This is a genomic window from Faecalibacterium duncaniae (genome assembly GCF_010509575.1).
GTDB classification, from domain to species: Bacteria; Bacillota; Clostridia; order Oscillospirales; family Ruminococcaceae; genus Faecalibacterium; species Faecalibacterium duncaniae.
Window position 1 is genome coordinate 2,658,428 of the sequence record NZ_CP048437.1, and the last position, 25,162, is coordinate 2,683,589.

Below are 25,162 nucleotides of genomic sequence, written 5' to 3' on the forward strand. Positions count from 1 at the left end.
TTCTCCTTTGATTGGTTTGTATTTTTATTATCTAAAAAGTTTGAGGCTTCTTGCGAACACGACCATTATATCTGAATCGTCGGATAAGTCAAGAATAATAGCTAAAATATTTTATCTTTTACAATTCTGACACACTTTCCTCCACAGGGGCAGTTCCTCTTTTCCATTGCCCTTTTTCCCAAAACGTGCTAATATGGATTCAGCACTCAGACAAGAAGGAACGAAAGGATGGATCCCATGAAATTCAGCGAAATGAGTTATACCCGCCCGGACATTAATGCCCTGCTGGGCCAGTGCAAGGCGCTGGCCGCCAAGGCCGCCGGGGCTGCCAGCGGCGAGGAGCTGGTGAATGTTTACTACGAGCAGAGCCGCGCCTTTGCCGATTACAGCACCGCCGCACAGCTGGCAAGCATCCACTACACCTGCGACACCCGTGACGCTTATTGGAAGGCCGAGCAGGACTTCTTTGATGCCAACGGTCCCGCCGTGGAGAACGCACGGGTGGAGATCAGCCGGGCATTTCTGGCCAACGCCCATGTGGACGCGCTGACCGAAGCCTTTGGCACCACCTGCGTGGCTGGCATGAAAAATGCCGTGCTGGGCATGGATGACCGCACCGTGGAACTGCAGAAGGAGTACAACGCCCTTGTCAGCCAGTACCAGCAGGTGTACGGCGGCGCACTGGTCGAGTTTGACGGCAAGCAGCTGACCATTCCCCAGCTGGGCCCCTATAAGGAGAACCTGGACCCTGCCGTCCGCCGCGCCGCCTACGAGGCCGAGGCCGCGTATTTCGATGCCCACCGTGACGAGCTGGACGGCCTGTACACTAAGATCGTCAAGAACCTGAACGCACAGGCGCAGATCCTGGGCTACCACGATTACAGCGAGCTTTCCTATGTACGGATGAACCGCATCGGCTACGGCCCTGCCGAGATCCGGAAGTTCCGCGACCAGGTGGCCAGCGATGTGGTGCCTGAGCTGAAAAAGGTGATCGAGCTGCGCTGCAAGCGCACCGGCATCTCCCACCTGACCTTCTCCGACCTGCCTGTGGCGTTTCAGGACGGCAACCCCTCTCCCATCCCCGGCTACGATGCCCGGATGGCCGCTGCCCGCACCATGTACCATGAGTTGAGCCCCGAGACCGCAGAATTCATTGACTTCATGCAGGACAATGAGCTGTTCGACGTGGAGAGCCGCCCCGGCAAGATGTCCGGCGGCTATATGACCAGCCTGCCCACCTACAAGGCCCCCTTTATCTTTGCCAACTGGAACAACACCTCCGCAGACGTGGACGTGCTGACCCACGAGTGCGGCCACGCCTTTGAGGGCTATGTGGCCGAGCGTGACCCCAAGGTCCCCGCAGACCTCGAGTGCCCCGGCATGGAGAGCGCCGAGATCCATTCCATGGCCATGGAGTTCCTGACGGCTCCCTGGCACCATCTGCTCTTTGGCAAGGACACTGAGAAATACGCCCTGCTCCACGCCGAGGACAGCTTCCTCTTCCTGGCCTATGGCTGCATCGTGGACGAGTTCCAGCACAGGATGTACCAGAACCCCGACCTCACCCCGGACGAGCGCAACGCCGTCTGGCTGGAACTGGAGCACAAGTACCGCCCCTGGATCGATTTCGACAACCTGCCCTTCTATGGCCGCGGTGCCGGCTGGCAGCGCCAGCTCCACATCTATGAGTGCCCCTTCTACTATATTGATTACTGCCTGTCCACCATGGCAGCACTGCAGTTCTTCCTGCTGAGCCTCAAGGACCACAAGGATGCCTGGGAGCGCTACCTCAAGCTGGTGCGCCGCGCCGGTCTGGCCAGCTACACGGAGCTGATGCAGACCGCCGGGCTGAAGGTTCCCTTTGAGGATGGCTCGATCAAGGCCATCGCCCAGCAGATGGGCCAGTGGATCGCAGAGCATCAGGTGTAAGGCTTAACCCCCCAGGCTCGCATTCGCTCGCCAGCCCCCCTAGTAGTGGGGCCTTTGGCATATAGGAAAACTCGCAGAGCTTTCCGTAACGCCAGGGCCGCCCCTATTAGGGGCGGTGGCAATGCGAAGCATTGACGGTGGGGTTTACCTCTTGCCAAACCCGCTCTTTTCTATTATTATAGAACCAACAAGATCCCATTGCGGGGTGTGAAAAGGAGCGGTATTGCAATATGGCAGAACAAAAGATCAAGGGTGTCAAAAAGTTTTTTGAGGAGTTCAAGGCCTTTGCCATGCGCGGCAACGTGCTGGATATGGCAGTTGGTGTGGTCGTCGGCTCGGCATTCACGGCAATCGTGAATTCTCTGGTGGGCGATGTCATCAATCCGCTGATCGGTCTGTTCTTCAACAACGATTTCTCTGAAGTTGTTGTCAAGATCGGCGATGTTGATCTGAAGATCGGCTCGTTCATCAGCGCGATCATCAATTTCCTGATCGTTGCCTTTGTGCTGTTCCTGGTGCTGAAGGCCTTCAACGCCGTGTTCAACAAGAAGAAGGAAGAGGCCGAGGAAGCTCCTGCGGAGCCGACCACCAAGGTCTGCCCCTACTGCCAGAGCGAGATCTCCATCAAGGCCGTGCGCTGCCCCCAGTGCACCTCCAAGCTGGAAGGCTTCCCCGAGATCAACGACTGAGTTCCCTGAAAAAGCACAGCGCCCCCGTTCACTGTAAGATCGCAGTGAGCGGGGGCGCTTTCTTGTGAATAGGAGGTCGATTTTATAGCAAATACAGACTATGGATATATCAGGGTTAGCACGCGGGAACAGAATGAAGCGCGCCAGAAACTGGCGCTGCGCGCCTTCGGAATTCCGGAGCAGAACATTTACCTTGATAAGCAGTCCGGCAAGGATTTTGACCGTCCACAGTATCAGGCACTTTTGCGCCGCATCAAAAAAGACGATGTGCTCTATGTCAAAAGCATTGACCGGCTGGGCCGCAATTACGACGAGATTCTGGCGCAGTGGAGGTATCTGACCAAAGACAGGGAGGTGGATATCGTTGTGCTGGACATGCCGCTGCTGGACACCCGACGCGGCAAAGATCTGATGGGAACATTCCTGGGTGATATCGTTTTGCAAGTGCTCTCCTTTGTGGCAGAAAACGAGCGCTCCAATATCCGTCAGCGGCAGGCTGAGGGAATTGCTGCTGCAAAAGCCAGAGGGGTTCGTCTGGGCAGACCGCCAAAGCCGTTGCCGAAGTCGTTTTTTCTGGCGGTCGAACGTTGGAAAAAAGGAGAACTTTCCGGCAAGCAAGCCGCAGAAGCGTGCAGTATGCCTGTGAGCAGCTTTTATTATCGGGCGAAAAAGCAGGAGAAAGAGAAGCCTCTCTAAAAAGGTGTACTTTTCCGCAAGTGGTTATTTTCAGACAAACAATGATTATTATAGCACAGTTTCCTCTAAAATCTACATATATTGAGTGATTTTGCAAGCACTTGCACAGAAGTATCCTCTGTGCCGTGGATTTTAAAAAAGTACACTTTCTTGAAATCCGGAGGAATCTATGCAGTTCAATTCGTTTTTGTTCATCCTGTGCTTTCTGCCCCTTGTCCTACTGGGCTATTTTACGCTGGGGCGTGTCCATCCTGTATGGAACAAACTTGTGCTTATCGGAGCCAGCCTGTTTTTCTATGCGTATGCTGAACCGAGAACACTGCTGCCCCTTGGGCTGAGCCTGCTGGTCAATTATATCTTTTCAAAACTGCTTGAGAGCGAAAAGCTCCGTTGGCGGCGTTTTTTCCTGGCAGTACCGGTCTGCATCAATGCTGCGCTGCTGCTCTATTTTAAGTACCTCAACTTTGCAATCACCAATTACAATGCACTGTTCCATACAGAACATGCCCTGAAAACTCTGCTTCTGCCAGTGGGCATCAGTTTTTTCACGTTCCAACAAATCGCATATCTTGTCTCGGTGTACCGTAAGGAACTGCTCAAAGCAGACTTGATCGATTATCTGGCCTACATCACATATTTTCCCAAGCTGCTGATGGGCCCGCTGATGGAACCGGTGGACTTTGTGGAGCAGCTCAATGATCTTGACCGAAAAAAGATCAACTGGGACAACCTGGCCTGCGGTGTAAAAATTTTCAGCTTCGGCCTGTTCAAGAAGGTCATGCTTGCTGACACCTTTGCTGCAGCTGTCGCATGGGGGTACAGTAACCTTGGCGTGGCCACAGCAATGGACTGGCTTTTGGTGATGCTGTTTTATACGTTTGAGATCTATTTTGATTTCAGCGGTTACAGTGATATGGCTGTTGGTGTTTCCATGATGTTGAACATCGATCTCCCTATCAACTTCGATTCGCCCTACAAAGCGCTGTCTATCCGTGATTTCTGGAAGCGCTGGCATATCTCGCTGACGAAGTTCTTTACGAAATATGTCTATATTCCACTGGGCGGCAGTCGGAAAGGCCTGTTCTTTACATATTTGAACACCATGATCATTTTTGTTATCAGCGGTATATGGCATGGTGCGAACTGGACGTTCCTGCTCTGGGGCATTCTGCATGGCCTGATGATGGTATTTGACCGGATATTCGGAAAGCTGGAGGAAAAGATTTTTGAGCCTGTCCGCTGGGCAGTTTCCTTTTTCTGCGTCAATGTCCTCTGGCTGCTGTTCCGCTCAGATTCCATCGGACAATGGAAGCAGATCATCAAAACGATTGCACAGTTTAACAGCACCTCGATCAGTGAGGGTCTGCTCAACAGCTTTGTTCTACCAGAGGCAGGCTTCCTGACAGATGTGCTCCATATCGGCAGACTGACCAACGGAATGCACGGCTTCTGGATGCTGTTGTTTGTTTTTGGCTCCCTGTTACTCTGCCTTGTTCCTGAAAACAATTATAAGAAACGGATGCAGAACTCTGGTTTTACGATGTTGTTGGCGGCAGTTGCCTTTGTCTGGAGCTTTATCTGCCTGAGTGCGGAATCTGTATTCGTTTATTTCAATTTCTGAGGAGAGGGGAATCTTGCATGAAAGCAAAAACATGGCTGGCCGGATGGGCTGTTCTTGTGGTAGCGGCCCTTGGTCTGATCGGATATGAAGTCTATAAAGTCGATCCTTATTTTCATTATCACAAGCCGGATACCAGCGCCTATTACTATGTGCTGAACAACCAGCGCAGCCAGAATGACGGTATCAGCAAGCACTTTGATTATAACGCCTTGATCACCGGAACCTCTATGACGGAAAATTTCAAGACCTCGGAGCTTGATGAGATCTTCGATGTCCACTCTATCAAGGTTTCCTATTCCGGCGGTTCCTACAAGGAGATGAACGACAACCTGAAAATTGCCCTGCGGCATAACCCGAACCTGAAAACCATTGTCCGCTGCCTGGATATGGGCTTTTTCTTCGATTCCCCGAACCGGATGCGGGAGGATCTGGGCAAATATCCGACCTATCTTTATGACGAAAACCCGTTCAATGATGTCCAATATGTGTATAACAAAGATGTGCTCTTTGGCCGTGTTTATGCCATGATGAGGCAAAATGATGCACCGGGCTTTACCCCGGGCATCACCTCGTTCGATGATTACGCGAGATGGAATCAGTATTATACGTTTGGCATCGACACGGTGGCACCGAACGGTCTTGTCTATACTGTTCCTGCCGAAGAAAAGCATCTGACCGAAGAGGAAAGGCAGACGATCACACAGCAGATCACGCAGAACGTAACTTCATTGGCCGACCAGTACCCGGATGTGGACTTCTACTATTTCTTCTCACCATACAGCATTGCGTGGTGGAACAGCATCACCAATGAAGGAACTCTTTACCGGCAGCTGGAAGCAGAACAGTATATCATTGAACTGATTCTGGAGCATCCGAACATTCATCTGTATTCGTTCAACAATGATACCGCCTTGACCACAGACCTGAACAACTATAAGGATACGATTCACTACGGTGAATGGGTCAACAGTGCCATGCTCCGGTGGATGCACGATGGGGTAGGGCTGCTGACGAAGGAAAATTATCAGGACTATCTCAAGGCAGAGCGTGCATTCTATGCCAACATCACAGAAGAGAATATTACCCGCCTGAATGCGCAGCCTGATTATGCCGACGACAAGACTGCGGAATATCTCATGGAACACAAAGTGAGCAGTATGAAATGACACTCAAATCTTTCTCCGACATGCACAAACTCTATGACCGGAAAGAAAAATTTCCATAAAACGCCAAAAAGCCCTCGGATAAGTCATACCTATACAAGAAAGTTTGAACTTTTCGTGAATTTTCTGTGTTTCGACCATGGACAGGTAGGAACAGTTCTGCTACAATGGGAGCTGTTCTTTCCGCCGGTTCCCACGCGGCGGTTTTTGTTTTTACTATAACACAGGAGGAACTTTCATGTTAGAAAAGATCTTTCACCTGAAAGAAAACCACACCGATGTCAAGACCGAACTCATGGCGGGTGTCACCACCTTTATGACGATGGCCTACATCCTTGCGGTCAACCCCAGCATCCTCTCCGCTTCTGGCATGGATGCCAATGCGGTCCTGATCGCCACCTCGCTGGCATCGTTCGTTGGCACTGCCCTGATGGCTCTGCTGGCCAACTATCCGTTCGCTCTGGCTCCCGGCATGGGCCTGAACGCCTACTTCTCCTACACGGTCGTCCTGACCATGGGTTACAGCTGGCAGCTGGCCCTGATGGCCGTTTTTGTGGAGGGCATCATCTTCATCGTGCTGAGCCTGACCAATGTGCGTGAGGCCATCTTCAACGCCATCCCCATGACCCTGAAGAGCGCTGTCAGCGTGGGCATCGGCCTGTTCGTTGCTTTCGTCGGCCTGCAGAACGCAAAGCTGATCGTGAACAGCGATTCCACCCTTGTCACCTATCAGCACTTCAAGGGCGAGACCTTCCACAGCATCGGCGTGGGTGCGATCCTCGCTCTGGTGGGCGTGCTCATCACCGCCATCCTGCTGGTCAAAAAGGTCAAGGGCGGCATCCTGTACGGCATCCTCATCACCTGGGTGCTGGGCATCCTCTGCGAGCTGACCGGCATCTACATCCCCAACCCCGATGCCGGCATGTACAGCGTCATCCCTACCAGCTTCATCAGCTTCGATTTCTCTGCTCTGGGCAAGACCTTTGGTCAGGTGTTCAAGACCGATTTCTCCGGCGTGGGCATCCTGAACTTCTTCGCCGTGATGTTCTCCTTCCTCTTCGTTGACCTGTTTGATACCCTGGGCACCCTGATCGGTGTTGCTTCCAAGGCCGACATGCTGGATGAGGAGGGCAAGCTGCCCAACATCAAGGGCGCGCTGATGGCCGACTCCATCGCCACCTGCGCCGGTGCCGTGCTGGGCACCTCCACCACCACCACCTTCGTCGAGAGCGCTTCCGGCGTGACCGAGGGCGGCCGCACCGGCCTGACCTCCATGACCACCGGTGTGCTGTTCCTGCTGGCCGTGGTGTTCAGCCCCCTGTTCCTGACCATCCCCAGCTTTGCGACCGCTCCGGCCCTGATCATCGTTGGCTTCTACATGATGGGTTCTGCCCTGAAGATCGAGTTCGACGATCCTGCTGAGGGCATCCCCGCATTCCTGACCATCCTGGCAATGCCCACTGCATACAGCATCTCTGAGGGCATCGCCATCGGTGTCATCTCCTGGACCCTGCTGAATGTCCTCACCGGCAAGGCCAAGGAGAAGAAGATCAGCCCCCTGATGTATGTGCTGACCGTTCTGTTCATCCTGAAATACGTCCTGCTGTAACAGGCATTTGCAGCAAACAGAAAGCCCCGGCTCCGGCCGGGGCTTTCGTGCGTTTATTGGTTCCTGTGCGGGTGGGGCGGGCAGGGTTCAGCCGCCGAACAGCCCGAAAAAGCTGGTGTGCGTCATGCCCAGCACCAGAAACAGAAGAATGAGGGCAAACAGCACCCCAATGATGATGTCCATCTGGTGGACCGTGAGGGGGAATTTGTCGTAGAGCTTTTCCTTGGGGTTGACGAAATTCGGGTCGTTGTTGTCCAGCAGAGTCTTTTTTCTCTCAGCGCTCTGGGCTTTGGCGGCGGCAAGTTCTGCCTGCTCCTTTTCCAGCTGGGCCTCCCGCTGGGCAAGCAGTGCCTCACGGCGGGCCAGCTCTTCCTCCCGCTGGGCCTGGTTCATTTCTGCCATGGTGGTATCCTCCGGCGTTTTTTCTACCAGTATACCATAGAATTGTGACAGAAAAAACTCCTCCCGCAAAAAGCGGCCTTATTCCGCCAGCAGATCCTCCACCACATCCATCAGCTGGGACGGATCGAGCTGGCACGCGGTACAGCGCGCGGCCAGGCGAAGGACCCGCACCGGGTCAACGGAGACATCTGAGATGAACCGCAGTTTTCGGTGTCGTCCGTGAGATGTAGAACACGCGGCGATGCCAAAGGATGTATACGCACCACACGCGGGATGATAAAGTCGTTCCATAACACAATGATACCAAAACACACCAATCACCTCTCTATCAAAATTGTCACGCCGCTTTGAAACGGCTGCGTGAATGCAGGTTCGCTGCCCACAAAATGTTCTGACAAAATTTATATACCATCTCTTGGCATCAAAATAAACAGCCAAAATTTCAAAATTTGGCGGCGTGTTTTGCATGTCCGGTGAAACCGGTGGTGCAGTAAAAATACGAACCGGAAAATGGAAATGAATATTTTTACGGAATATCGTAGAAAATTTTTGGAAAATCAACTTCACGCAGCAACAGATGAAAGAATGTTTCACAGAAAGCCGAAAGCATAAAAGAAAAATCTTTGCCGCAGCTTAACCACTTTTTAGCAGAAAAAGTTGCAAAATTGGTCGTAAGATCGGACTTTCTGGTATATCATTTGTTCGCTGTGCGGATAAGGCGGCTCATTCTGCTTTGCCTCCGCATCGTCTGCCGCAGACCCCGGCACTGCCCTTGTCTGAAATGCTTTCACTCCGGATGCAAACCAGATGAAAAATCCGACGGGCCGTATCACTTGACTTTCCCCTTGCAGGGGAGTATACTCCGGGGCAGTGAAATATTCGGCTATGACGAGAAAGAGTACCCGGAAAGAATGCTGCAGAGAGCTGCCGGATGGTGCAAGGCAGTGCAGGGTGTCCGTGGGAAGATCCTCTCCGAGCTTTCCGGCTGAATGGGCGGCATCTGCGCCCCAGTAAGCGGGAACGGCAGGCCCCCGTTATCACGGGCCGCGCATTGTTGGATGCGCACTGAGGGGCCGGGCTTTGCACCGGCAATAAGAGTGGTACCGCAGAGGATCTACGCCTTTGTCTCTTACAAACCGTAAGGGACAAAGGCGTTTTTGTTTGCGGGAAAGCCATTTTCCGGATGTTTCATTGCCTTTGCATCCGCAAAAATCAGGACCTGGAAAAGGAGAGTTTAACATGAAAACACTGGAAAAAGTAAGCGACTTTGTAGGCAAGTATATGGCTGGCATCGTCATTGTGGTGGCAGCGCTGGCCCTGTTCTTCCCCGGCACATTCAGCGTGGTAAAGACCGCATGGGTCAACACCCTGCTGGGCATCGTTATGTTCGGCATGGGCCTTACCCTGAAGCCGGAGGATTTCAAGGTGGTGTTCAGCCGCCCGAAGGACGTGATCATCGGCTGCATCGCACAGTTCACGCTGATGCCCTTCCTTGCATGGGCGCTGACGCAGGTGTTCCATCTGCCCACTGAGCTGGCCATCGGTGTCATCCTTGTGGGCACCTGCCCCGGCGGCACCTCCTCTAACGTGATGACCTATCTGTCCAAGGGCGATGTTGCACTGTCCGTTGGCATGACTGCTGTTTCCACCGTGCTGGCTCCGTTCCTCACCCCGCTGCTCACTCTGCTGTATGCCGGTCAGCGCGTGGAGGTGAACCCCGTGAATATGTTCCTGTCTATCGTCAAGGTGGTGCTGGTTCCCATCGCACTGGGCTTTGTGGTCAATCACTTCTTCCACGCCTTCACCCAGAATGCCGTCCGTGTGCTGCCGCTGATCTCCACCACTGCTATCGTGCTCATCATCTGCGCCGTTGTGTCCGCAAACTCCGCTAAGATCATGACCAGCGGCCTGCTGATCCTGGCCGTGGTCATCCTGCACAACCTGCTGGGCTATCTCACCGGCTTTGGCGTGGGCAAGCTGCTGAAGCTGGACTCCACCAAGTGCCGTGCAATTTCCATCGAGGTCGGTATGCAGAACTCCGGTCTGGCCACCTCTCTGGCCGCTGCCCACTTTGCACAGTATCCGCTGGCAACCATCCCCGGTGCGGTGTTCTCTGTGTGGCATAACATTTCCGGTGCTGTCCTTGCCAACTTCTTTGCCCGCACTGCAGAGAAGAAGGACTGATGGTTCGTAAGAACCTCGAACGCCCGGAGGCTTCCGTTATAACTTTCAATCTGCTGAACTTATAATAGCAAAGGCAGGATACCACCATCATGGTGATACCCTGCCTTTGCTCATTTACCGTTCGGTTGCTGCGGTAAACTTCAATAAACAAAAAAGTACCCGAACCCTTTTCGTAAAGAATCGGGTTCGGGTACGAACTGTATGGTGGTGAATCGTCACATGGTGATAAGAACATTGATGCAAAGCTCCAGCGCTTTCCGCAAAGAGCCCTTTCCCCAATCTCTCTCATCATGGACATAAACATTCGCAAGGGAATCGGCAGTGTAGAGAATCTGGCCAAAGACTGCACCACGCTTCTGGGCACAGGCGGCCAGTGCAGCACACTCCATTTCAACTGTGGCACAGCCCTCGGATTTGCGATATTCTACCATATCTCGTGTTTCTCGGAAAAAACCATCCGTTGTCCATGTGATACATTTTTGAAACGGAATATTCAACGCACAAAAAGTCTGCTCAATGGCTTTTATTGCGGAAGGCTCCAAATCAACAAACCGAGCGGCTGGAAGATAATGATACGAAGTGCCTTCATCGCGCATCGCCCTGATTGGAATCAAGAATTCGTTTTCGTCCAAATCGGTCAGCACTCCGCAGGAACCGGCTGCAATAATTTTTTTGCATCCGCAGGAGATCAAAAAATCCAGAAGCTGTGCAGCCGCGGCAGCTCCCAGCGGTGCCTGACACAGGCAAAATTCCAGCCCATTTTGATGGACGATATAAACAGGATAGCTTTTTGTAATGGTTTCAAAGTGTTCGGCAATGACTGCATCCATTTCAAATGCGTAATCATCAATCACATCACCCAGAAAACCAAACACACATTTTTCCGGAAGGACGAGCTGCTCTGCGCCATGATTGGGCCTGATGACCTCAATCGAATCAAAATCGTATTCAAGAATGGGAAGATCATGTTTTTGTATCATGGAGAATTTCCTCTTCCTGCAAATTGCTGCACAAAATAAAAATACCCGAACCCTTTTTCACAAAGAATCGGGCTCGGGTACGAACTGTATGGTGGAGCATTGTCCACAGCAGTCGAACCTGAATTTATTCCAGATACTGCGGCAAATTCCAAGCACCGCGCAACACACGGTGGACTTCCACAGTCTTTATTTCATCGTTGACGCGGTAGAACACAAGATACTGGTCAACGACCATCCTACGATAAGCAGGGTCAAGGTGGTAGACCTCGCACATTTTCGGGGTATCGCCTAATTTTGTGATCTTCTCCCGCAGCTCTTTCAGTACACGGCTGGCTGTTTTAGGGTAAAAGCCAGACAGATACCGGGCGATATCGTTCAGGTCCTGCACAGCAAGGGGCAGATATTTGATCTTATACGTCATACTGCTTGCCCAGCGTCTCCCATACGCTTTCGTGGTCTGCCCACTGCGTGTCGGGGTCAGCCGCTTGCTGTTTTGCCTTGGCAAGTGCCTCGGCAACATATCGCTGGTGCAAAAACTCTTCGTACTTGGCGTAGTCCTCAATGTTGATGAGAACGGATTCTCCACGGCCATGATTCGTGATGATCACATGGTCGTGGTCTTTGAGCATCTCCGAAATTTCGGCGTAATGGTTGCGCAGATCCCGGGAAGGGCGAACGAATGTCTGCATCATACGAGACACCTCCTATCGGGATGATTGTATCACAAAATGACTACGAATGCAAGGCGGATGATTCTGACGGTGAGAGCAAGAATCGTCCCGTGGCCACAAATTTTCAATTCTTGAAAATTTTCTGCCCTTCCGGGACTGCACTTCTGCAACGCTTCCGCGTTTTTGAAGTGTTCTTGTTGGGGCGTGCCTGCCCCAAACCCTGCTGTTGAGGTTGCGACAAACTGGAAGTTGTTAATTACAGTCTCAGAACAGCGATCAGTTCTTCGCCGTCCATTTCACCGGTTTCTTCGAAACCGAAAGAGCGATACATCTGACGGGCAACTGCATTATCGGGTTCATATGATAGCCAACAGTATTCCGCTTCTCCACAAGGCATAGATTTTATGAACTCTAATGCAAGGCTGACCGCTTCTTTCCCGTACCCTCTGTTTTGATATGCCTTATCGATCATAAGACGCCACAGATTATAGTTTCCCTTTGCAATTTCAGGTGCATCCGTCCAATAATCATCAACATCAAAACCAATCATCAGGAAGCCTACAGGCTTATCCTCATCATATATACCAAACGGGAATGCATGACCGTTTCCCGTAATTGCAGTATACGCTTCAATGATGCTGATCTCATTGGTGGCAACGAAGTTCTTCTGCGATTCCGATACCGTCAGTTTCAGGATATCCCAGACATTATTACCATTTACTTTTTCTAAATGAAGCATATATCTTTACCTCGCTAAATTCCGATTTGTTGAGCCGAGTATATCACACCCGCCAAGGAAAGAACACCCCTATATGTCAGAGCTTGCCCTTTTTCCTGCATACGCAGCGATTCCCCCCAAACGCACCATATAGCACAAAAGGCAGGATACCACCGCCATGGTGATACCCTGCCTTTGCTCATTTACCGTTCGGTTGCTGCGGTAAACTTCAATAAACAAAAAAGTACCCGAACCCTTTTTCGTAAAGAATCGGGTTCGGGTACGAACTGTATGGTGGAGAATTAGGGACTCGAACCCCAGACCCCCTGCGTGTGATGCAGGTGCTCTAACCAGCTGAGCTAATCCTCCGAATCGGAACAAGAGAATTATACCACAACCGAAGTGGATTGGCAAGCCCTAATTTTGATTTTTTCGCAATTTTTTCCCACTGCGAGGCAGTTGCTCTTTTGCGCAAAATGGTGTATACTGAAATTGCGCATTCCAGCGCAAAAAGAGAGGTTTTTTCAATGCTGACACTTCGTGGGATCATTACCATTCTGGTGCTGGCAGGGCTGTTTGCCCTGGCAGTGGTCTGGATCTCCAAGCAGGGCGGCTGGAAAGGCGAAGGCTGCGGCGGCAACTGTGCCTCCTGCCACCAGCACTGCGATACTCCGGAAAAGAAAACGCGCTGACTGCAATGCCCCCGGATGGCTGTCCGGGGGCATTTTGCGTCACAGGGCACCGTAGCGGGCGGCAAAAACGGCTACGGTGCTCAGCAGATCGAGCTGAGCTTTCTGGTAGGTGGTGCGTCCGATGCAGAGCCGCTCCAGCACGTCTTCCTCCTTGCGGCGCTCCAGGTAGCGCAGCTGGAGCAGGCCTGCACGGATGGGGTCAGCGGTGCGGTAATACTCCTGCGTCTGCTGGATGGCCCGGGCCCAGCCCCAATTGGCCGGGCTGCGGGCCCACTGGCGGGTACCGTAGTTCTGCAGGGCCTCCCGGGTCTTTCTGCGCTGTTCAGCGGTCATCACGCCGCCCCCTTTCTTTGGCACATTCGGGTGCCCGGGCCAAAGAAGCAGGCATCCCGCTGCTCCATGGTCAGCCCCAGCATGGCAGAAAGACGGTCGGCTTCGCTGACTTTGAAATCGCTCTCGTCGTTCAGCTTCTGATGCAGGGCGCTGCTGCTGATGCCCAGCACCCGTGCCACATGGCCCAGCTTGAGGCCCTGGCTTTCAATGTAGGCGCGGATCTGTGTGGTATTTGTCATCAAAGGTTCTCCTTTCATCTGGATCTCTGCGCGTCGTTTCACAATCTTTGGTTGTATTATAGTTCGATGTTGATTTTTTGTCAACTATTTTACCAAAATCGCGCGAAAATCGTTGATTTTTAAGAACTTTTCTGATATACTCACGGCAGAACATTCTTTTTCAGGAAAAGCGAGGTCTCTGCCATGTCAGAACTTTCCCGCCGTATCTTACAGCGTCGGCTCGAGCTGGGGCTCTCTCAGGAAGAGCTTGCCCAGCGGATGGGCTACCGTTCCAAATCCTCCATCACCAAGCTGGAAAAAGGGGTCAACGACATCCCGCAGTCCAAGGTGGAGGAGTTTGCCGCTGCATTGGAGACCACCCCCGCATGGCTGATGGGGCTGGAAAACACTGCGTTTGTCCCGCCGGGGTTTGAGCCCCTGCCCGAAATGGTGCGGGTACCGCTGGTGGGCAGCATTGCCTGCGGCTCCCCCATCACCGCCGAACAGAACATCGAATGCTACATCGGCGTTCCTGCCGCATGGCACGCCGACTTTGCCCTGACCTGCCACGGCAGCAGCATGGCCCCCACCATCTGCGATGGTGACATCGTCTGCATCCGCTGCCAGCCCGAGGTGGAGCAGGGCGAGATCGCCGCCGTGCGGATCGGCGACGAGGCCACCTTAAAGCATTTTCACCGGCAGGGCGACACCGTTATGCTTCTGGCCGACAACGCCGCCGTCTGCCCGCCCATGATCTATGCCGGGCCACAGTTGAACGAGATCCAGATTGAGGGCAGAGCCGTGGGCTTCTGCAGAGGTTTATAATATGAGCAACGAAACCATGACCCTGAAGGTCATCGCACACATCCACACCGCCTTCCCCACCAAGTTCGGCATCCCCCGACAGAGCGGGCTGGTGGACGGCCTGCGGGGCGAGATCATCTTCACCCCGGAATACCGCAACGCCGATGCCCTGCGCGGGCTGGAGGATTTCAGCCACATCTGGCTGGTGTGGCAGTTCTCCGGCGCGGTGCGGGAGAACTGGTCTCCCACCGTCCGGCCCCCGCGCCTGGGCGGCAACACCCGGATGGGCGTGTTTGCCACCCGCTCCCCCTTCCGGCCCAATCCGCTGGGCCTTTCCAGCGTCAGGCTGGAGGCCATCGAGCACCGCCCCGAGGTGGGCCCGGTGCTCATCGTGCGGGGCGCAGACCTGATGGACGGCACCCCCATCTACGACATCAAGCCCTACATCCCCTACGCCGACTGTCACCCGGATGCAGCGGCAGGCTTCACGGCACAGACCCAGACGCACAGGCTGCGGGTCGAATGCCCGCCGGAGCTGTGGGAAGCCGTACCCGCTGCCGAGCGGGACGGCCTGCGGGGCGTGCTGGAAAACGACCCCCGCCCCTCCTACCAGCACGACCCGGAGCGGGTATACGGAATGGAATTTTCGGGATTGGAAGTCCATTTTGTCGTAGATGGTGCTGTTCTGACCGTGACCGGCATCACCCGCCGCTGAGAGGTGCCGCCGTGGAACTGCGTACCATCAACACCTTTTTGCATATTGCGGAGCTGCACAGCTTTTCCCGTGCGGCACGGGAGCTGGGGTATTCCCAGTCGGCAGTCTCCGCGCAGGTGGCCCAGCTGGAAGCCGAATTGGAAACGCCGCTCTTCGACCGGGTGGGCAAAACGGTCCGCCTGACCGATGCCGGGCAGACCTTTCTGACCTATGCCCGCTCCCTGCTGGCCACAGCCGAGCAGGCCAAAGCGGCCCTGCAGCCTGCCCGGCAGGTCAGCGGCACCCTGCGGGTGGCACTGGCAGATTCGGTCTGCAGCACTTTTCTGCCCGACCTGCTGCAGCGGTATCACGCCCTCTGCCCACAGGTGGAGCTGGTGCTCCGCACCGCCACCGACGATGAGATGCTCCAGATGCTGGGCTCCAATCAGATCGATCTGGCTTACACGCTGGACAAGCCGCTGCTGCAGCCCAGCTTCGTGCTGGCCGTGGATGAGCCGGAGCCAATCTGCGTGGTGGCCCCCGCCGGGCACCCATTGGCCGGGCAGGCGGAAGTCACGCTTCAGGAACTGGCCGGGCAGGAGTTTCTGCTGACTGAGCGGGGCATGAGCTACCGCGATGCCCTCGACCAGTGCATGGCAGCGCAGGGGCTGGCCATCAAGCCCTTTCTCGAGCTGGGCAGTGCTTCCCTGCTCTGCCAGATGGTCGAGCACGGCATGGGGCTTTCCTTCCTGCCCGAGTACATCGTACAGAATGCCCTCGCCGCCGGAACGCTGGCCCGCCTGAATGTCCCCGCCTGCCGCGTGGAGATGCGGCGGCAGCTGTTCTACCACAGGGATAAATGGCTCACCCCCCAGATGAAAGCATTCATCACGCTGGTGCAGAAATAAAGATAACGATAAAAAAACAAGCCTTTCCGCTGGTGTCACACTGCGAGGTGCACCATACGGAAAGGCTTGTTATTTACATTATTTTTTCAACAGGTCGGAAAGGCACTGCACCGTCCGGCCATGGTAGCCGGTGACGGTCTCGGCGTGGAGCAGGCTGCTCAGGACGCTTTCCTCCACACACTCGGCCACCGCCCGGAACAGCGGGTTGATGGCATCATCGTGGAGCATCTCCATGGGCAGGAGGGCTTTGTCCGAGTAATGCGGCATCCGGTTGGCCGTGGTAAAGGCCAGAACGATCTCACCCGAACCGTTGCCGCAGGCACTGCCGGTGCGGGAAAGCCCCACCAGCGCCCGGTGGCAGAGCCGCCGCAGCTGGCGCTCACTCAGGGGGATATCTGTTGCCAGCACCGTGATGATGGAGCCCTTGTCCTCATGGGGCGGGATGCGGGCCTCCAACAGCTCGTGGATGGGTGTGCCCGCCACGATGAGGTCATCGAAGGTGGCGTGATTGGAGAGCACCAGTGCCCCGATGGTGTAAGACTTACCGTCCAGCTCCACCAGCCGGGAGGCGGAACCGATGCCGCCTTTCAGCCCGTGGCAGCGCATTCCGCGTCCGGCACCCACTGCACCCTCGGCGAAATCTGCTTTACAGTCTGCCAGAGCGGCAGCCACATGCGCCTCAGTGACATGCAGGCCCCGGATATCGTTCAGGCCGCAGTCGTTGCACTCGCAGACGACCGGGTTCACACTGCCGGTGGTCTCGCAGATATCGGGGTTGCGCTCCAGCATATATTTGACCAGCGCCGTCTCCACGGTGCCCACACTCAGGGTGTTGGTAAACAGGATGGGGGTCTCCAGCGTGCCCAGCTCATCAATCTGGACAAGGCCGGTGGTCTTGCCGAAGCCGTTGATGACATGGCAGGCCGCCAGCACCTTATCATGGAACACATCCCCGGGGTGAGGCAGCAGCGCAGTCACGCCGGTCTGGATATCGCCATCCGCCAGTGTGCAATGGCCCACTGTCACGCCCGGCACATCACTGATCTTATTGCGTTCCCCGTGGGGCAGATGTCCCACCCGGAAGCCCCATTCATTCTTATCGATTCCCATAAATACCTCTCCGTTATTGCTTTCCAATACCGCCCCTCCTGATAGGAGAGGCAGAAAAACAGTCGTGCGTAAACCTGGCTTCCCCATGGGGGAACTGCCGCAGGCGGCTGAGCGGGTTCACCCCTCAGAGTGCTTCACGCGCTGCATCTCTCCCAGATCATAGGGGGTGTTCTGGTAGACGTAGTAGTTCAGCCAGTTTTCATACAGCAGATGGGCGTGTGCGCGCCAGCGGAAGAGCGGCGGCTGGCTGGGGTCATCGTTGGGGTAGTAGTTTTTGGGCACTGCAATGGGCAGACCCTTGGCAACATCCCGCTTATACTCCGCATCCAGCGTGTATTTGTCGTACTCCGGGTGGCCGATGACAAAGATCTGCCGGCCGTTCTCGGTGCTCATCAGGAAAGGCCCTGCCTCATCGCTCTCGGCAAGGATGCGCAGCGCACTGCAGTGGTCGATATCTTCCCGGCTCATGGCGGTGTGGCGGCTGTGGGGGGCATAGAACACCTCATCAAAGCCGCGCACCAGCGGGTTGGAGGGCCGGATGACCCGGTGCTCGAACACGCCGAACATCTTGGCAGGCAGCAGCTCCTTGCGGATGCCGTAGTGGTAGTACAGGCCCGCCTGCGCACCCCAGCAGACATGCAGGGTGGAATAGACGTTCGTCTCGCTGAAATCCATGATCTCGCACAGCTCCGGCCAGTAATCCACCTGCTCAAAGTCCATGGTCTCCACCGGAGCGCCAGTGATGATCATGCCGTCGTAGCGGTTATGCTTCACCTCGTCAAAGGTCTTATAAAAGGCCTCCAGATGGGCCGCGGAGACGTGCGTTGCCTCATGGCTCACCGTCTGCAGCAGGGTCATGTGCACCTGCAGCGGCGTGTTGGCCAGCAGCCGGGCAATCTGGGTCTCGGTGGCGATCTTGGTGGGCATCAGGTTCAGGATCAGGATCTCCAGCGGGCGGATATGCTGGGACGCTGCCCGCTCCCGGTGCATGACAAAGACGTTTTCCTCGTACAGGGCATCGTAGGCGGGGAGCGTTTTCGGGATGATGAGGGGCATAGATGGTTACTCCTTTAGATGGATTGCCCTCTCCGTCATTGCTCTGCAATGCCACCTCCCCCAAAGGGGGAGGCAGCGCATCTCCCAGGTTCAGCATCTGCTGACCATGGGCCGCAATTGGCTCTCCCCTTGGGAGAGCTGTCACCGCAGGTGACTGAGAGGGCGAGACCGTTAAATCTTATCCAAAGCCTGTGCGATATCTGCGATCAGATCCTCAGCACTTTCCAGACCGCAGCTCATGCGCACCAGCTCTGCGGGCACACCGGCGGCTTTCAGCTGCTCATCGTTCATCTGGCGGTGGGTGCTGGAAGCCGGATTCAGGCAGCAGGTGCGGGCATCGGCCACATGGGTCTCAATGGCGGCCAGCTTGAGCTCCTTCATAAAAATGCTGGCGGCTTCGCGGCCGCCGGCCAGACCAAAGCTGACCACGCCGCAGCTGCCATTGGGCAGATACTTTTCAGCCAGTGCGTGGTAGGGGCTGGACTCCAGGCCGCAGTAATTCACATAGGCCACCTTGGGATGGCTTTCGAGGAACTTTGCCACAGCCATGCCGTTGGCGCAGTGGCGCTGCATCCTGACATGCAGGCTTTCCAGGCCGAGGTTCAGCATATAGGCATTCATCGGGGACTGCATGGAGCCGAAGTCCCGCATCAGCTGAGCTGTTGCCTTGGTGATAAAGGCACCCTCTTTGCCGAAGCGTTCGGCGTAGGTGATGCCGTGGTAGCTGTCGTCCGGGGTGCACAGGCCGGGGAACTTCTCGGCGTGGGCCATCCAGTCGAACTTGCCGCCGTCCACGATGGCACCGCCCAGCACAGCGCCGTGGCCGTCCATATACTTGGTGGTGGAGTGAGTCACGATATCCGCGCCCCACTCAAAGGGGCGGCAGTTGACCGGCGTGGGGAAGGTGTTGTCCACGATCAGGGGCACGCCGTGGGCGTGAGCAGCCTTGGCAAATTTCTCGATATCCAGCACGGTCAGGGCGGGGTTGGCAATGGTCTCGCCGAACACTACCTTGGTGTTGGGCTGGAAGGCAGCGTTCAGCTCCTCCTCGGTGCACAGCGGGTCCACAAAGGTGGCCTCAATGCCCATCTTCTTCATGGTGACGGAGATGAGGTTGAAGGTGCCGCCGTAGATGGTGCTGGATGCCACGATATGGTCACCGGCCTCGCAGAGGTTGAACAGGGCAAAGAAGTTGGCTGCCTGACCGCTGGAGGTCAGCATGGCGGCGGTGCCGCCCTCCAGCTCGCAGATCTTCTTGGCCACAAGGTCACAGGTGGGGTTCTGCAGGCGGGAGTAGAAGTAGCCGTCGGCTTCCAGGTCGAACAGCTTGCCCATATCCTCGCTGGTGGCATATTTGAAGGTGGTGGACTGGATGATGGGGATCTGGCGGGGCTCGCCATTGCCGGGCGTATAACCGCCCTGCACACAGATGGTATCACGGTTCATTGCAACATACTCCTTTACTGGGTTTGTCCGAATAGTACAATTCCCCGCAGGAGCACATGCCTCCGGCGGGGAATTGAAACGTTGAATTTTACTTCCCGTCCGGGGCGAAATGAGGAGAGAACTCCTTCCGTCAAAGAGGGAGGCTTTAAGGCTCCCTCTCCGAGGGAGCTGGCGCACGAAGTGCGACTGAAGGAGTTACTTCCTCAGCCTCTTATCGCTTCTGGCGGCCCAGAAGGTGCCAACGGTCTGGAAGATCTGCACCAGCAGCACCAGCAGGATGACGCAGACGATCATAATGTTGGTCTGATAGCGGTAGTAGCCGTAGGAAAGGGCGATCTTGCCCAGGCCGCCGCCGCCAATGACACCGGACATGGCCGAGTAGCCCAGAATGGTGGTCAAAGCTGTGGTCATGCTGGAGATCAGGCCGGGCAGGCACTCGGGGATCATTACCTTGGTGATGATCTGGAACGGGGTCGCGCCCATGCTCTGGGCGGCTTCCACCACACCCTCATCCAACTCGCGCAGGCTGGTCTCCACCAGACGCGCCACAAACGGGAAGGCCGCGACCACCAGCGGGACGATGGTGGCCTTGGTGCCTACGGTGGTGCCCACGATGATACGGGTCAGCGGAAAAACGCAGATCATCAAGATCAGGAAAGGCACACTGCGCAGGATATTGATGATGATATTCAGCAGGTGCATCAGCCAGCCGGGCAGGGGCAAAATGCCGTCCTTATCACCGGCCACCAGCAGCACGCCCAGCGGCAGGCCGATGACCAGAGAGAACGCGGTGGAGAGCAACGTCACATAGAAGGTCTCCCAGATGGCAAAGCCATAATCTGCAATGGTCATTCTCCAGTCACCTCCTCCACCGTAATGCCGGGCTGTGCCCGCATGTAGGCAGCAGCCTGTTTTGCTTCGTCCAGGTCAGCGGGCAGCTTGAGCAGCATGGAGCCGTAGCACTGGCCGCTCAGGTCGCGGGTATCGGCGCTGAGCACCGACACCAGAATGCCCTTTTCGGCGGCAAGGCTTGCCACCAGCGGTTTTGCGGCGGAAGAACCGTTGAAGGTCACACGCACCACATGATCGTCCGGCGCAAAGCTGGACAGGTCGCGGGCTGCGCTGCCGCCGTTGGGAGCCACCAGACGCTTTGCCGCGGCGGTCTTGGGGTTGGCGAAGATCTCCTTCACCTCGCCCTGTTCCACCACAACGCCGCCGTCCAGAATGGCAACGTGATCGCAGATCTCCTCCACAACGCTCATCTGATGGGTGATGACCACCACCGTGATGCCCAGCTTCCGGTTGATGTCCTTGATCAGGGTCAGGATAGAGTGGGTGGTGTTGGGGTCCAGCGCGCTGGTGGCCTCATCGCAGAGCAGGACCTTGGGGTCAGTTGCCAGTGCGCGGGCAATGGCAATGCGCTGCTTCTGGCCGCCGGAGAGCTGGGCCGGGTAGGCGTTGGCCTTATCGGGCAGGCCCACCATTTCCAGCAGTTCCTTGGCGCGCTTTTCGGCTTCCTCTTTCTTCACACCTGCCAGCTCCATGGGGAAGCAGATGTTCTTCAGGCAGCTGCGCTGCATCAGCAGGTTGAACTGCTGGAAGATCATCGTGATCTCCCGGCGGCGCTGACGCAGCTGGGCAGGCGTGAGCTTTTCCATCTCCACGCCGTCAATGACCACGCTGCCCTCGGTGGGGCGCTCCAGCAGGTTGATGCAGCGCACCAGCGTGGATTTGCCCGCGCCGGACATGCCGATGATGCCGTAAATCGAGCCATCCGGGATGGTCAGGTTGATGTCCTTCAGCGCATTCACTGCGCCGTCCTTCATCTGGAAGGTCTTGGAAAGGTGTTTGATCTCGATCACAGAAATTGCTCCTTGCTGTTGAATAAGCTCCTTCAGTCAAATCCTTACGGATTTGCCAGCTCCCTCATAGAGGGAGCCTGAAACAGAACGGTCAGGCAAAGGCCCCCTCCCCGAGGGGGCTGTCACCGCAAGGTGACTGGGGGAGTTCGCTTAACCCTCGATCGGGCTCAGGTCACTCTGCTTGCCGCCGTAGATGCCCATGGGCTCAACGTGGATACCGGCAACGGAGACCAGGTGGGTGCCCTTCTCCTCATTGAAGTTGTCCAGGTAGGGCTGATGCTGGAAGTAGTTGGTATCGCACTGGCCATCCTCAACGATGGTGTTGGGGATCACATAGTCATCGTACTCCTGGATGTCCAGCGTAATGCCCTTGTCGGCCAGGATCTGCTTGCAGACCTCCAGGATCTCGCAGTGGGGAGCGGGGGTGGCAGCGCAGCTGACAGTCTCACCGTTCAGTGCGTCATAATCGATGGAAGGATCATAGCCGTCGGTGGGGTCTTCCACAACGGAGACCACAGCGCCGCCGTAGCTCTCGGTCATAAAGTCCTTGACCTGCTGGCTCTGCAGGGCAGCGACCAGAGCCTTGATCTTGGGCTCCTCCTCATTGCCTTCCTTGCAGACCAGAACGTTGACGTAGGCAGAGGTGCCATCCTCCATGGCCAGAGCGTCGGTCATGGGGTCCAGACCGGCGGAGATGGCGTAGTTGGAGTTGATGACAGCGTAGTCCTCATCCTGCAGGACGTTGGGCACCTGAGCAGCCTCGACCTCGTCCACATTGACGTTCAGGGGGTTTTCTTCGATGTCGTTCTTGGTGGCGGTCAGGCCTGCATCTGCCTTCAGCTTGAAGAAGCCGTTCTTCTCCAGCAGGGTCAGAGCGCGGGCCTCGTTGGTGGTATCGTTGGGAACAGCGACCTTGATCTTGTCCAGCTTGGCAGCGGTGGAGGCAGCCTCAGAGGATGCAGCGCCGGAAGCGGCGGAGCTTGCGGTGGAGGAAGAGCCGCCGCAGGCGGTCAGGGCAGCGGCAGCAGCGGCCACGCCGGAAACTTTCAGAAAATTACGACGAGTGATCTTAGACATTTTGTTTTCCCTCTCTACTTTTACAAAAATGTTTTTGTGCGGTGCGGCACAATCCGCACCCTTTGCACCGGAAGCAAAATAAAAAACGCTTCCGTCCTCAGCGGGCATACACCCACAAGGACGAAAGCGTAAAACTTCCGTGGTACCACCTTGGTTTACTGTCCCCTCACAGAGACAGCCTCACTGCTGCGGCGTTTTGCAACGCGACAACCGGACGCTGTAACGGGCGCTCCCGTCGCAGGCTTAGCACTCTTGCACTTCGCCCCCGCGGCTCCGAGACCATTTTCAGTTCCCTGTTTCCTGCCCTTTTCCACCGCCCGGGCTCTCTGGAAGGATCAATGCGAAAACCTACTCTTCTCTTCACAGCCATTTTTGTGATATTGCATACATAATACCCCACTCTTCCGGGTTTGTCAACCCTTTCAACGAAGTTTTTCAGTAGGGAATTGCCTGCTTACTGCCGGCCGGCATCCTGCTCCGTGCTGTACAGCACCATCAGGTGGTTGGCACTGGCTTCCAGCTGAGATTTTGCCTGACGGAGGTTCGCCTCCTCGGTCTCGTTCATCTTTTCGGGCTTATCCTTGCGCAGGCAGCGGCGCAGGCTGGCAAGGTCGTTCTTGACTCGGTTCTTCTCGTCCTTGTCCAGCTCCTTTTTGCACTTGGAGAGGGCTTCATCCACCTTGTAAGCCAGCATCTCGGCCTGGTTGTGGAGCTCCAGCCGCTCCCTGCGGCGGGTATCCTCCTCCTCGTAGGCGGCGGCATCGGCCATGGCGCGCTGGATCTCGTTCTCAGAAAGATTGGTGCTGCCAGTGATGGTGATGTTCTGCTCCCGGCCGGTGCCCAGATCCTTTGCAGACACCTTGACCACGCCGTTCACATCAATGTCAAAGGTGACCTCGATCTGGGGCTTGGAGGAGAAGCCGGAGCGGATGCCGGTGAGCTTGAATTTGCCCAGGCTCTTGTTGTCGCGGGCAAAGTGGCGCTCGCCCTGCAGCACGTTGATCTCCACGCTGGTCTGCATGGGGCGGGCCGTGGTAAAGATCTGGCTCTTGCGGGTGGGGATCATACTGTTGCGGGTGATGAGGGGGGTGGCCACGCCGCCCAGCGTCTCAATGGACAGCGTCAGCGGGGTGACATCCATCAGCACAAGGCCCTGCGCGGCCGCGCCGGTGGCACCGGCCAGCTTTCCGCCGCCCTGCAGCAGGCCGCCCTGCACGGCGGCACCCATGGCCACGCATTCATCGGGATTCAGGGTGTGGCTGGGCTCACAGCCCAGCAGCTCCCGGACCTGCCGCTCCACAGCGGGCATCCGGGTACTGCCGCCCACCAGCAGGACTTTGCCCAGCTGGCTGGCGGAAAGCCCGGCATCCCGCAGGGCGTTCTGCACCGGCTGAACGGTGCGGGCCAGCAGGTCACCGGTCATCATCTCAAACTGGGGGCGGCCCAGGCTCAGATCCAGATGGTGAGGGCCATCCTTGCCCACCGCGATAAACGGCAGGTTCAGCTGGGCGGAAAGCGCGCTGGAAAGCTCCTTCTTGGCCTTTTCCGCTTCCTCCTTCAGGCGGCCCATGGCGGCGGGGTCCTTGGTCAGATCGATGCGGTCAGACCTGCGGAACTCCGCCACAGCCCACTCAACGATGCGCTCGTCAAAGTCATCGCCGCCCAGATGGGTATCGCCGCCGGTGGCCAGCACCGTAAAGGTGCCGTCCTCGATCTCAATGATCGAAACATCAAAGGTGCCGCCGCCCAGATCGTAGACCAGGATCTTCTGGGGGGCTTCGTTGTCCAGGCCGTAAGCCACCGCGGCGGCGGTGGGCTCGTTGATGATGCGCAGAACATTCAGGCCCGCAATGCGGCCCGCGTCCTGAGTGGCCTTGCGCTGGCTGTCGTCAAAATAGGCAGGCACCGTGATGACGGCCTCGGTCACAGGCTCGCCCAGATAGCTCTCGGCATCGCGGCGGATCTTGGTCAGGATCATGGCGCTGATCTCCTGCGGGGTCAGGTCTCTGCCATCGATATGCACTCGGTGATCAGAACCCATGTACCGCTTGATGCTGGACACCGTGCGGCCGGAGTTTGTGGCGATCTGGCGCTTTGCCGCGCCGCCCACCAGACGCTCGCCATCCTTGGTAAAGGCCACCACGCTGGGGGTGGTGCGCTCGCCTTCGGCGTTGGTGATGACCACAGGCTTGCCGCCCTCCACCACCGCCACGCAGGAGTTGGTGGTACCAAGGTCGATTCCGATCACTTTGCTCATAGTGCTTGTCCTCTTTTCTTCGGCGCAGAATATTTCCTTGAAT

The 25,162-nt window shown here is 56.1% G+C and carries 26 protein-coding genes, 1 tRNA gene and 2 other annotated features; of the genes, 11 read left to right on the top strand and 16 right to left on the bottom strand.

What is annotated here, in order from left to right; translation table 11 throughout:
• Positions 1–237: 237 nt before the first annotated feature.
• The 6 genes from GXM22_RS12730 to GXM22_RS12755 all read left to right on the top strand — a co-directional run bounded on the left by GXM22_RS12730 (position 238) and on the right by GXM22_RS12755 (position 7,707).
• Complete coding sequence (locus GXM22_RS12730) at positions 238–1,929, top strand: M3 family oligoendopeptidase (protein ID WP_035394885.1); 1,692 nt, start codon at positions 238–240, stop codon at positions 1,927–1,929.
• 230 nt (positions 1,930–2,159) lie between these two features.
• On the top strand, positions 2,160–2,618 hold the full coding sequence (gene mscL / locus GXM22_RS12735) for a large conductance mechanosensitive channel protein MscL (RefSeq protein ID WP_005935290.1): 459 nt from the start codon (positions 2,160–2,162) through the stop codon (positions 2,616–2,618).
• Positions 2,619–2,702: 84 nt separating this feature from the next.
• On the top strand, positions 2,703–3,314 hold the full coding sequence (locus GXM22_RS12740; protein ID WP_035394836.1) for a recombinase family protein: 612 nt from the start codon (positions 2,703–2,705) through the stop codon (positions 3,312–3,314).
• 169 nt (positions 3,315–3,483) lie between these two features.
• Complete coding sequence (locus tag GXM22_RS12745; protein WP_005935286.1) at positions 3,484–4,935, top strand: MBOAT family O-acyltransferase; 1,452 nt, start codon at positions 3,484–3,486, stop codon at positions 4,933–4,935.
• A gap of 17 nt (positions 4,936–4,952) precedes the next feature.
• The gene (locus GXM22_RS12750; protein WP_005935284.1) at positions 4,953–6,101 is read left to right on the top strand and encodes a hypothetical protein; all 1,149 of its coding nucleotides are present in this window, start codon (positions 4,953–4,955) and stop codon (positions 6,099–6,101) included.
• Between the two features lie 235 nt (positions 6,102–6,336).
• Entirely contained in the window at positions 6,337–7,707 is a 1,371-nt protein-coding gene (locus tag GXM22_RS12755; protein ID WP_005935280.1) for an NCS2 family permease, read from the top strand.
• A gap of 87 nt (positions 7,708–7,794) precedes the next feature.
• Here the strand turns inward: GXM22_RS12755 and GXM22_RS12760 are convergent, their stop codons facing one another.
• Together GXM22_RS12760 and GXM22_RS12765 are read right to left on the bottom strand one after the other, a co-directional pair.
• Complete coding sequence (locus tag GXM22_RS12760; protein WP_097773328.1) at positions 7,795–8,109, bottom strand: hypothetical protein; 315 nt, start codon at positions 8,107–8,109, stop codon at positions 7,795–7,797.
• A gap of 78 nt (positions 8,110–8,187) precedes the next feature.
• Positions 8,188–8,676, bottom strand: a complete 489-nt coding sequence (locus tag GXM22_RS12765) for a DUF6514 family protein (RefSeq protein ID WP_005935277.1) — start codon at positions 8,674–8,676, stop codon at positions 8,188–8,190.
• A 309-nt stretch (positions 8,677–8,985) separates the two neighbouring features.
• Positions 8,986–9,242 (top strand) — a binding site (T-box leader).
• Positions 9,243–9,348: 106 nt separating this feature from the next.
• Between GXM22_RS12765 and GXM22_RS12770 the strand changes: the two genes are divergently transcribed.
• Entirely contained in the window at positions 9,349–10,293 is a 945-nt protein-coding gene (locus GXM22_RS12770) for a bile acid:sodium symporter family protein (protein ID WP_005935273.1), read from the top strand.
• A 215-nt stretch (positions 10,294–10,508) separates the two neighbouring features.
• Here GXM22_RS12770 and GXM22_RS12775 read toward each other — a convergent pair whose 3' ends face one another.
• From GXM22_RS12775 to GXM22_RS12795, 5 genes are all read right to left on the bottom strand, one after another.
• The gene (locus GXM22_RS12775; protein ID WP_005935271.1) at positions 10,509–11,273 is read right to left on the bottom strand and encodes a nucleoside phosphorylase; all 765 of its coding nucleotides are present in this window, start codon (positions 11,271–11,273) and stop codon (positions 10,509–10,511) included.
• A 124-nt stretch (positions 11,274–11,397) separates the two neighbouring features.
• Positions 11,398–11,694 carry a type II toxin-antitoxin system RelE/ParE family toxin gene (locus GXM22_RS12780; protein WP_005935269.1) on the bottom strand — a complete coding sequence of 99 codons (297 nt, stop codon included), beginning with the start codon at positions 11,692–11,694 and terminating at the stop codon, positions 11,398–11,400.
• Positions 11,684–11,965 carry a type II toxin-antitoxin system prevent-host-death family antitoxin gene (locus GXM22_RS12785; RefSeq protein WP_005935267.1) on the bottom strand — a complete coding sequence of 94 codons (282 nt, stop codon included), beginning with the start codon at positions 11,963–11,965 and terminating at the stop codon, positions 11,684–11,686. The genes GXM22_RS12780 and GXM22_RS12785 overlap by 11 nt, the downstream gene beginning before the upstream one ends.
• Before the next feature lie 235 nt (positions 11,966–12,200).
• The gene (locus GXM22_RS12790) at positions 12,201–12,683 is read right to left on the bottom strand and encodes a GNAT family N-acetyltransferase (protein ID WP_005935263.1); all 483 of its coding nucleotides are present in this window, start codon (positions 12,681–12,683) and stop codon (positions 12,201–12,203) included.
• A gap of 271 nt (positions 12,684–12,954) precedes the next feature.
• A tRNA-Val gene (locus tag GXM22_RS12795) sits at positions 12,955–13,031 on the bottom strand.
• A gap of 158 nt (positions 13,032–13,189) precedes the next feature.
• On the opposite strand from GXM22_RS12795, the gene GXM22_RS12800 reads away from it, so the two are divergent.
• Positions 13,190–13,354 carry a FeoB-associated Cys-rich membrane protein gene (locus GXM22_RS12800; protein WP_035394833.1) on the top strand — a complete coding sequence of 55 codons (165 nt, stop codon included), beginning with the start codon at positions 13,190–13,192 and terminating at the stop codon, positions 13,352–13,354.
• A 39-nt stretch (positions 13,355–13,393) separates the two neighbouring features.
• Here GXM22_RS12800 and GXM22_RS12805 read toward each other — a convergent pair whose 3' ends face one another.
• Both GXM22_RS12805 and GXM22_RS12810 read right to left on the bottom strand, forming a co-directional pair.
• Entirely contained in the window at positions 13,394–13,687 is a 294-nt protein-coding gene (locus GXM22_RS12805; protein ID WP_005935258.1) for a hypothetical protein, read from the bottom strand.
• The gene (locus GXM22_RS12810; RefSeq protein WP_099357280.1) at positions 13,687–13,926 is read right to left on the bottom strand and encodes a helix-turn-helix domain-containing protein; all 240 of its coding nucleotides are present in this window, start codon (positions 13,924–13,926) and stop codon (positions 13,687–13,689) included. The genes GXM22_RS12805 and GXM22_RS12810 overlap by 1 nt, the downstream gene beginning before the upstream one ends.
• 183 nt (positions 13,927–14,109) lie before the next feature.
• Here GXM22_RS12810 and GXM22_RS12815 point away from each other — a divergent pair, with 183 nt between their 5' ends.
• Genes GXM22_RS12815 through GXM22_RS12825 form a run of 3 tightly spaced genes read left to right on the top strand, consistent with a single transcriptional unit; the run spans position 14,110 to position 16,311 of the window.
• Positions 14,110–14,730 (top strand): LexA family protein, encoded by a 621-nt coding sequence (locus tag GXM22_RS12815; protein ID WP_005935252.1) that lies wholly within the window; start codon positions 14,110–14,112, stop codon positions 14,728–14,730.
• Position 14,731: 1 nt separating this feature from the next.
• Positions 14,732–15,424, top strand: coding sequence for a tRNA (N6-threonylcarbamoyladenosine(37)-N6)-methyltransferase TrmO (tsaA, locus tag GXM22_RS12820; RefSeq protein WP_005935250.1), 693 nt, complete (start codon positions 14,732–14,734; stop codon positions 15,422–15,424).
• Between the two features lie 11 nt (positions 15,425–15,435).
• On the top strand, positions 15,436–16,311 hold the full coding sequence (locus tag GXM22_RS12825; RefSeq protein ID WP_005935248.1) for a LysR family transcriptional regulator: 876 nt from the start codon (positions 15,436–15,438) through the stop codon (positions 16,309–16,311).
• Between the two features lie 78 nt (positions 16,312–16,389).
• Here the strand turns inward: GXM22_RS12825 and GXM22_RS12830 are convergent, their stop codons facing one another.
• From GXM22_RS12830 to dnaK, 7 genes are all read right to left on the bottom strand, one after another.
• On the bottom strand, positions 16,390–17,421 hold the full coding sequence (locus tag GXM22_RS12830) for a DmpA family aminopeptidase (RefSeq protein ID WP_035394880.1): 1,032 nt from the start codon (positions 17,419–17,421) through the stop codon (positions 16,390–16,392).
• Between the two features lie 117 nt (positions 17,422–17,538).
• A complete protein-coding gene (gene metA / locus GXM22_RS12835) occupies positions 17,539–18,477 on the bottom strand; it encodes a homoserine O-acetyltransferase MetA (RefSeq protein ID WP_005935244.1) in 939 nt (312 codons plus the stop codon).
• 171 nt (positions 18,478–18,648) lie between these two features.
• On the bottom strand, positions 18,649–19,923 hold the full coding sequence (locus GXM22_RS12840; protein ID WP_005935242.1) for an O-acetylhomoserine aminocarboxypropyltransferase/cysteine synthase family protein: 1,275 nt from the start codon (positions 19,921–19,923) through the stop codon (positions 18,649–18,651).
• Between the two features lie 195 nt (positions 19,924–20,118).
• A complete protein-coding gene (locus GXM22_RS12845; RefSeq protein WP_005935240.1) occupies positions 20,119–20,775 on the bottom strand; it encodes a methionine ABC transporter permease in 657 nt (218 codons plus the stop codon).
• The gene (locus GXM22_RS12850; protein ID WP_005935238.1) at positions 20,772–21,785 is read right to left on the bottom strand and encodes a methionine ABC transporter ATP-binding protein; all 1,014 of its coding nucleotides are present in this window, start codon (positions 21,783–21,785) and stop codon (positions 20,772–20,774) included. The genes GXM22_RS12845 and GXM22_RS12850 overlap by 4 nt, the downstream gene beginning before the upstream one ends.
• Positions 21,786–21,935: 150 nt before the next feature.
• Complete coding sequence (locus GXM22_RS12855; protein ID WP_035394877.1) at positions 21,936–22,862, bottom strand: MetQ/NlpA family ABC transporter substrate-binding protein; 927 nt, start codon at positions 22,860–22,862, stop codon at positions 21,936–21,938.
• Between the two features lie 113 nt (positions 22,863–22,975).
• Positions 22,976–23,235 (bottom strand) — a binding site (T-box leader).
• 81 nt (positions 23,236–23,316) lie between these two features.
• Positions 23,317–25,119 (bottom strand): molecular chaperone DnaK, encoded by a 1,803-nt coding sequence (gene dnaK, locus GXM22_RS12860; protein WP_099357279.1) that lies wholly within the window; start codon positions 25,117–25,119, stop codon positions 23,317–23,319.
• Positions 25,120–25,162 lie beyond the last annotated feature (43 nt).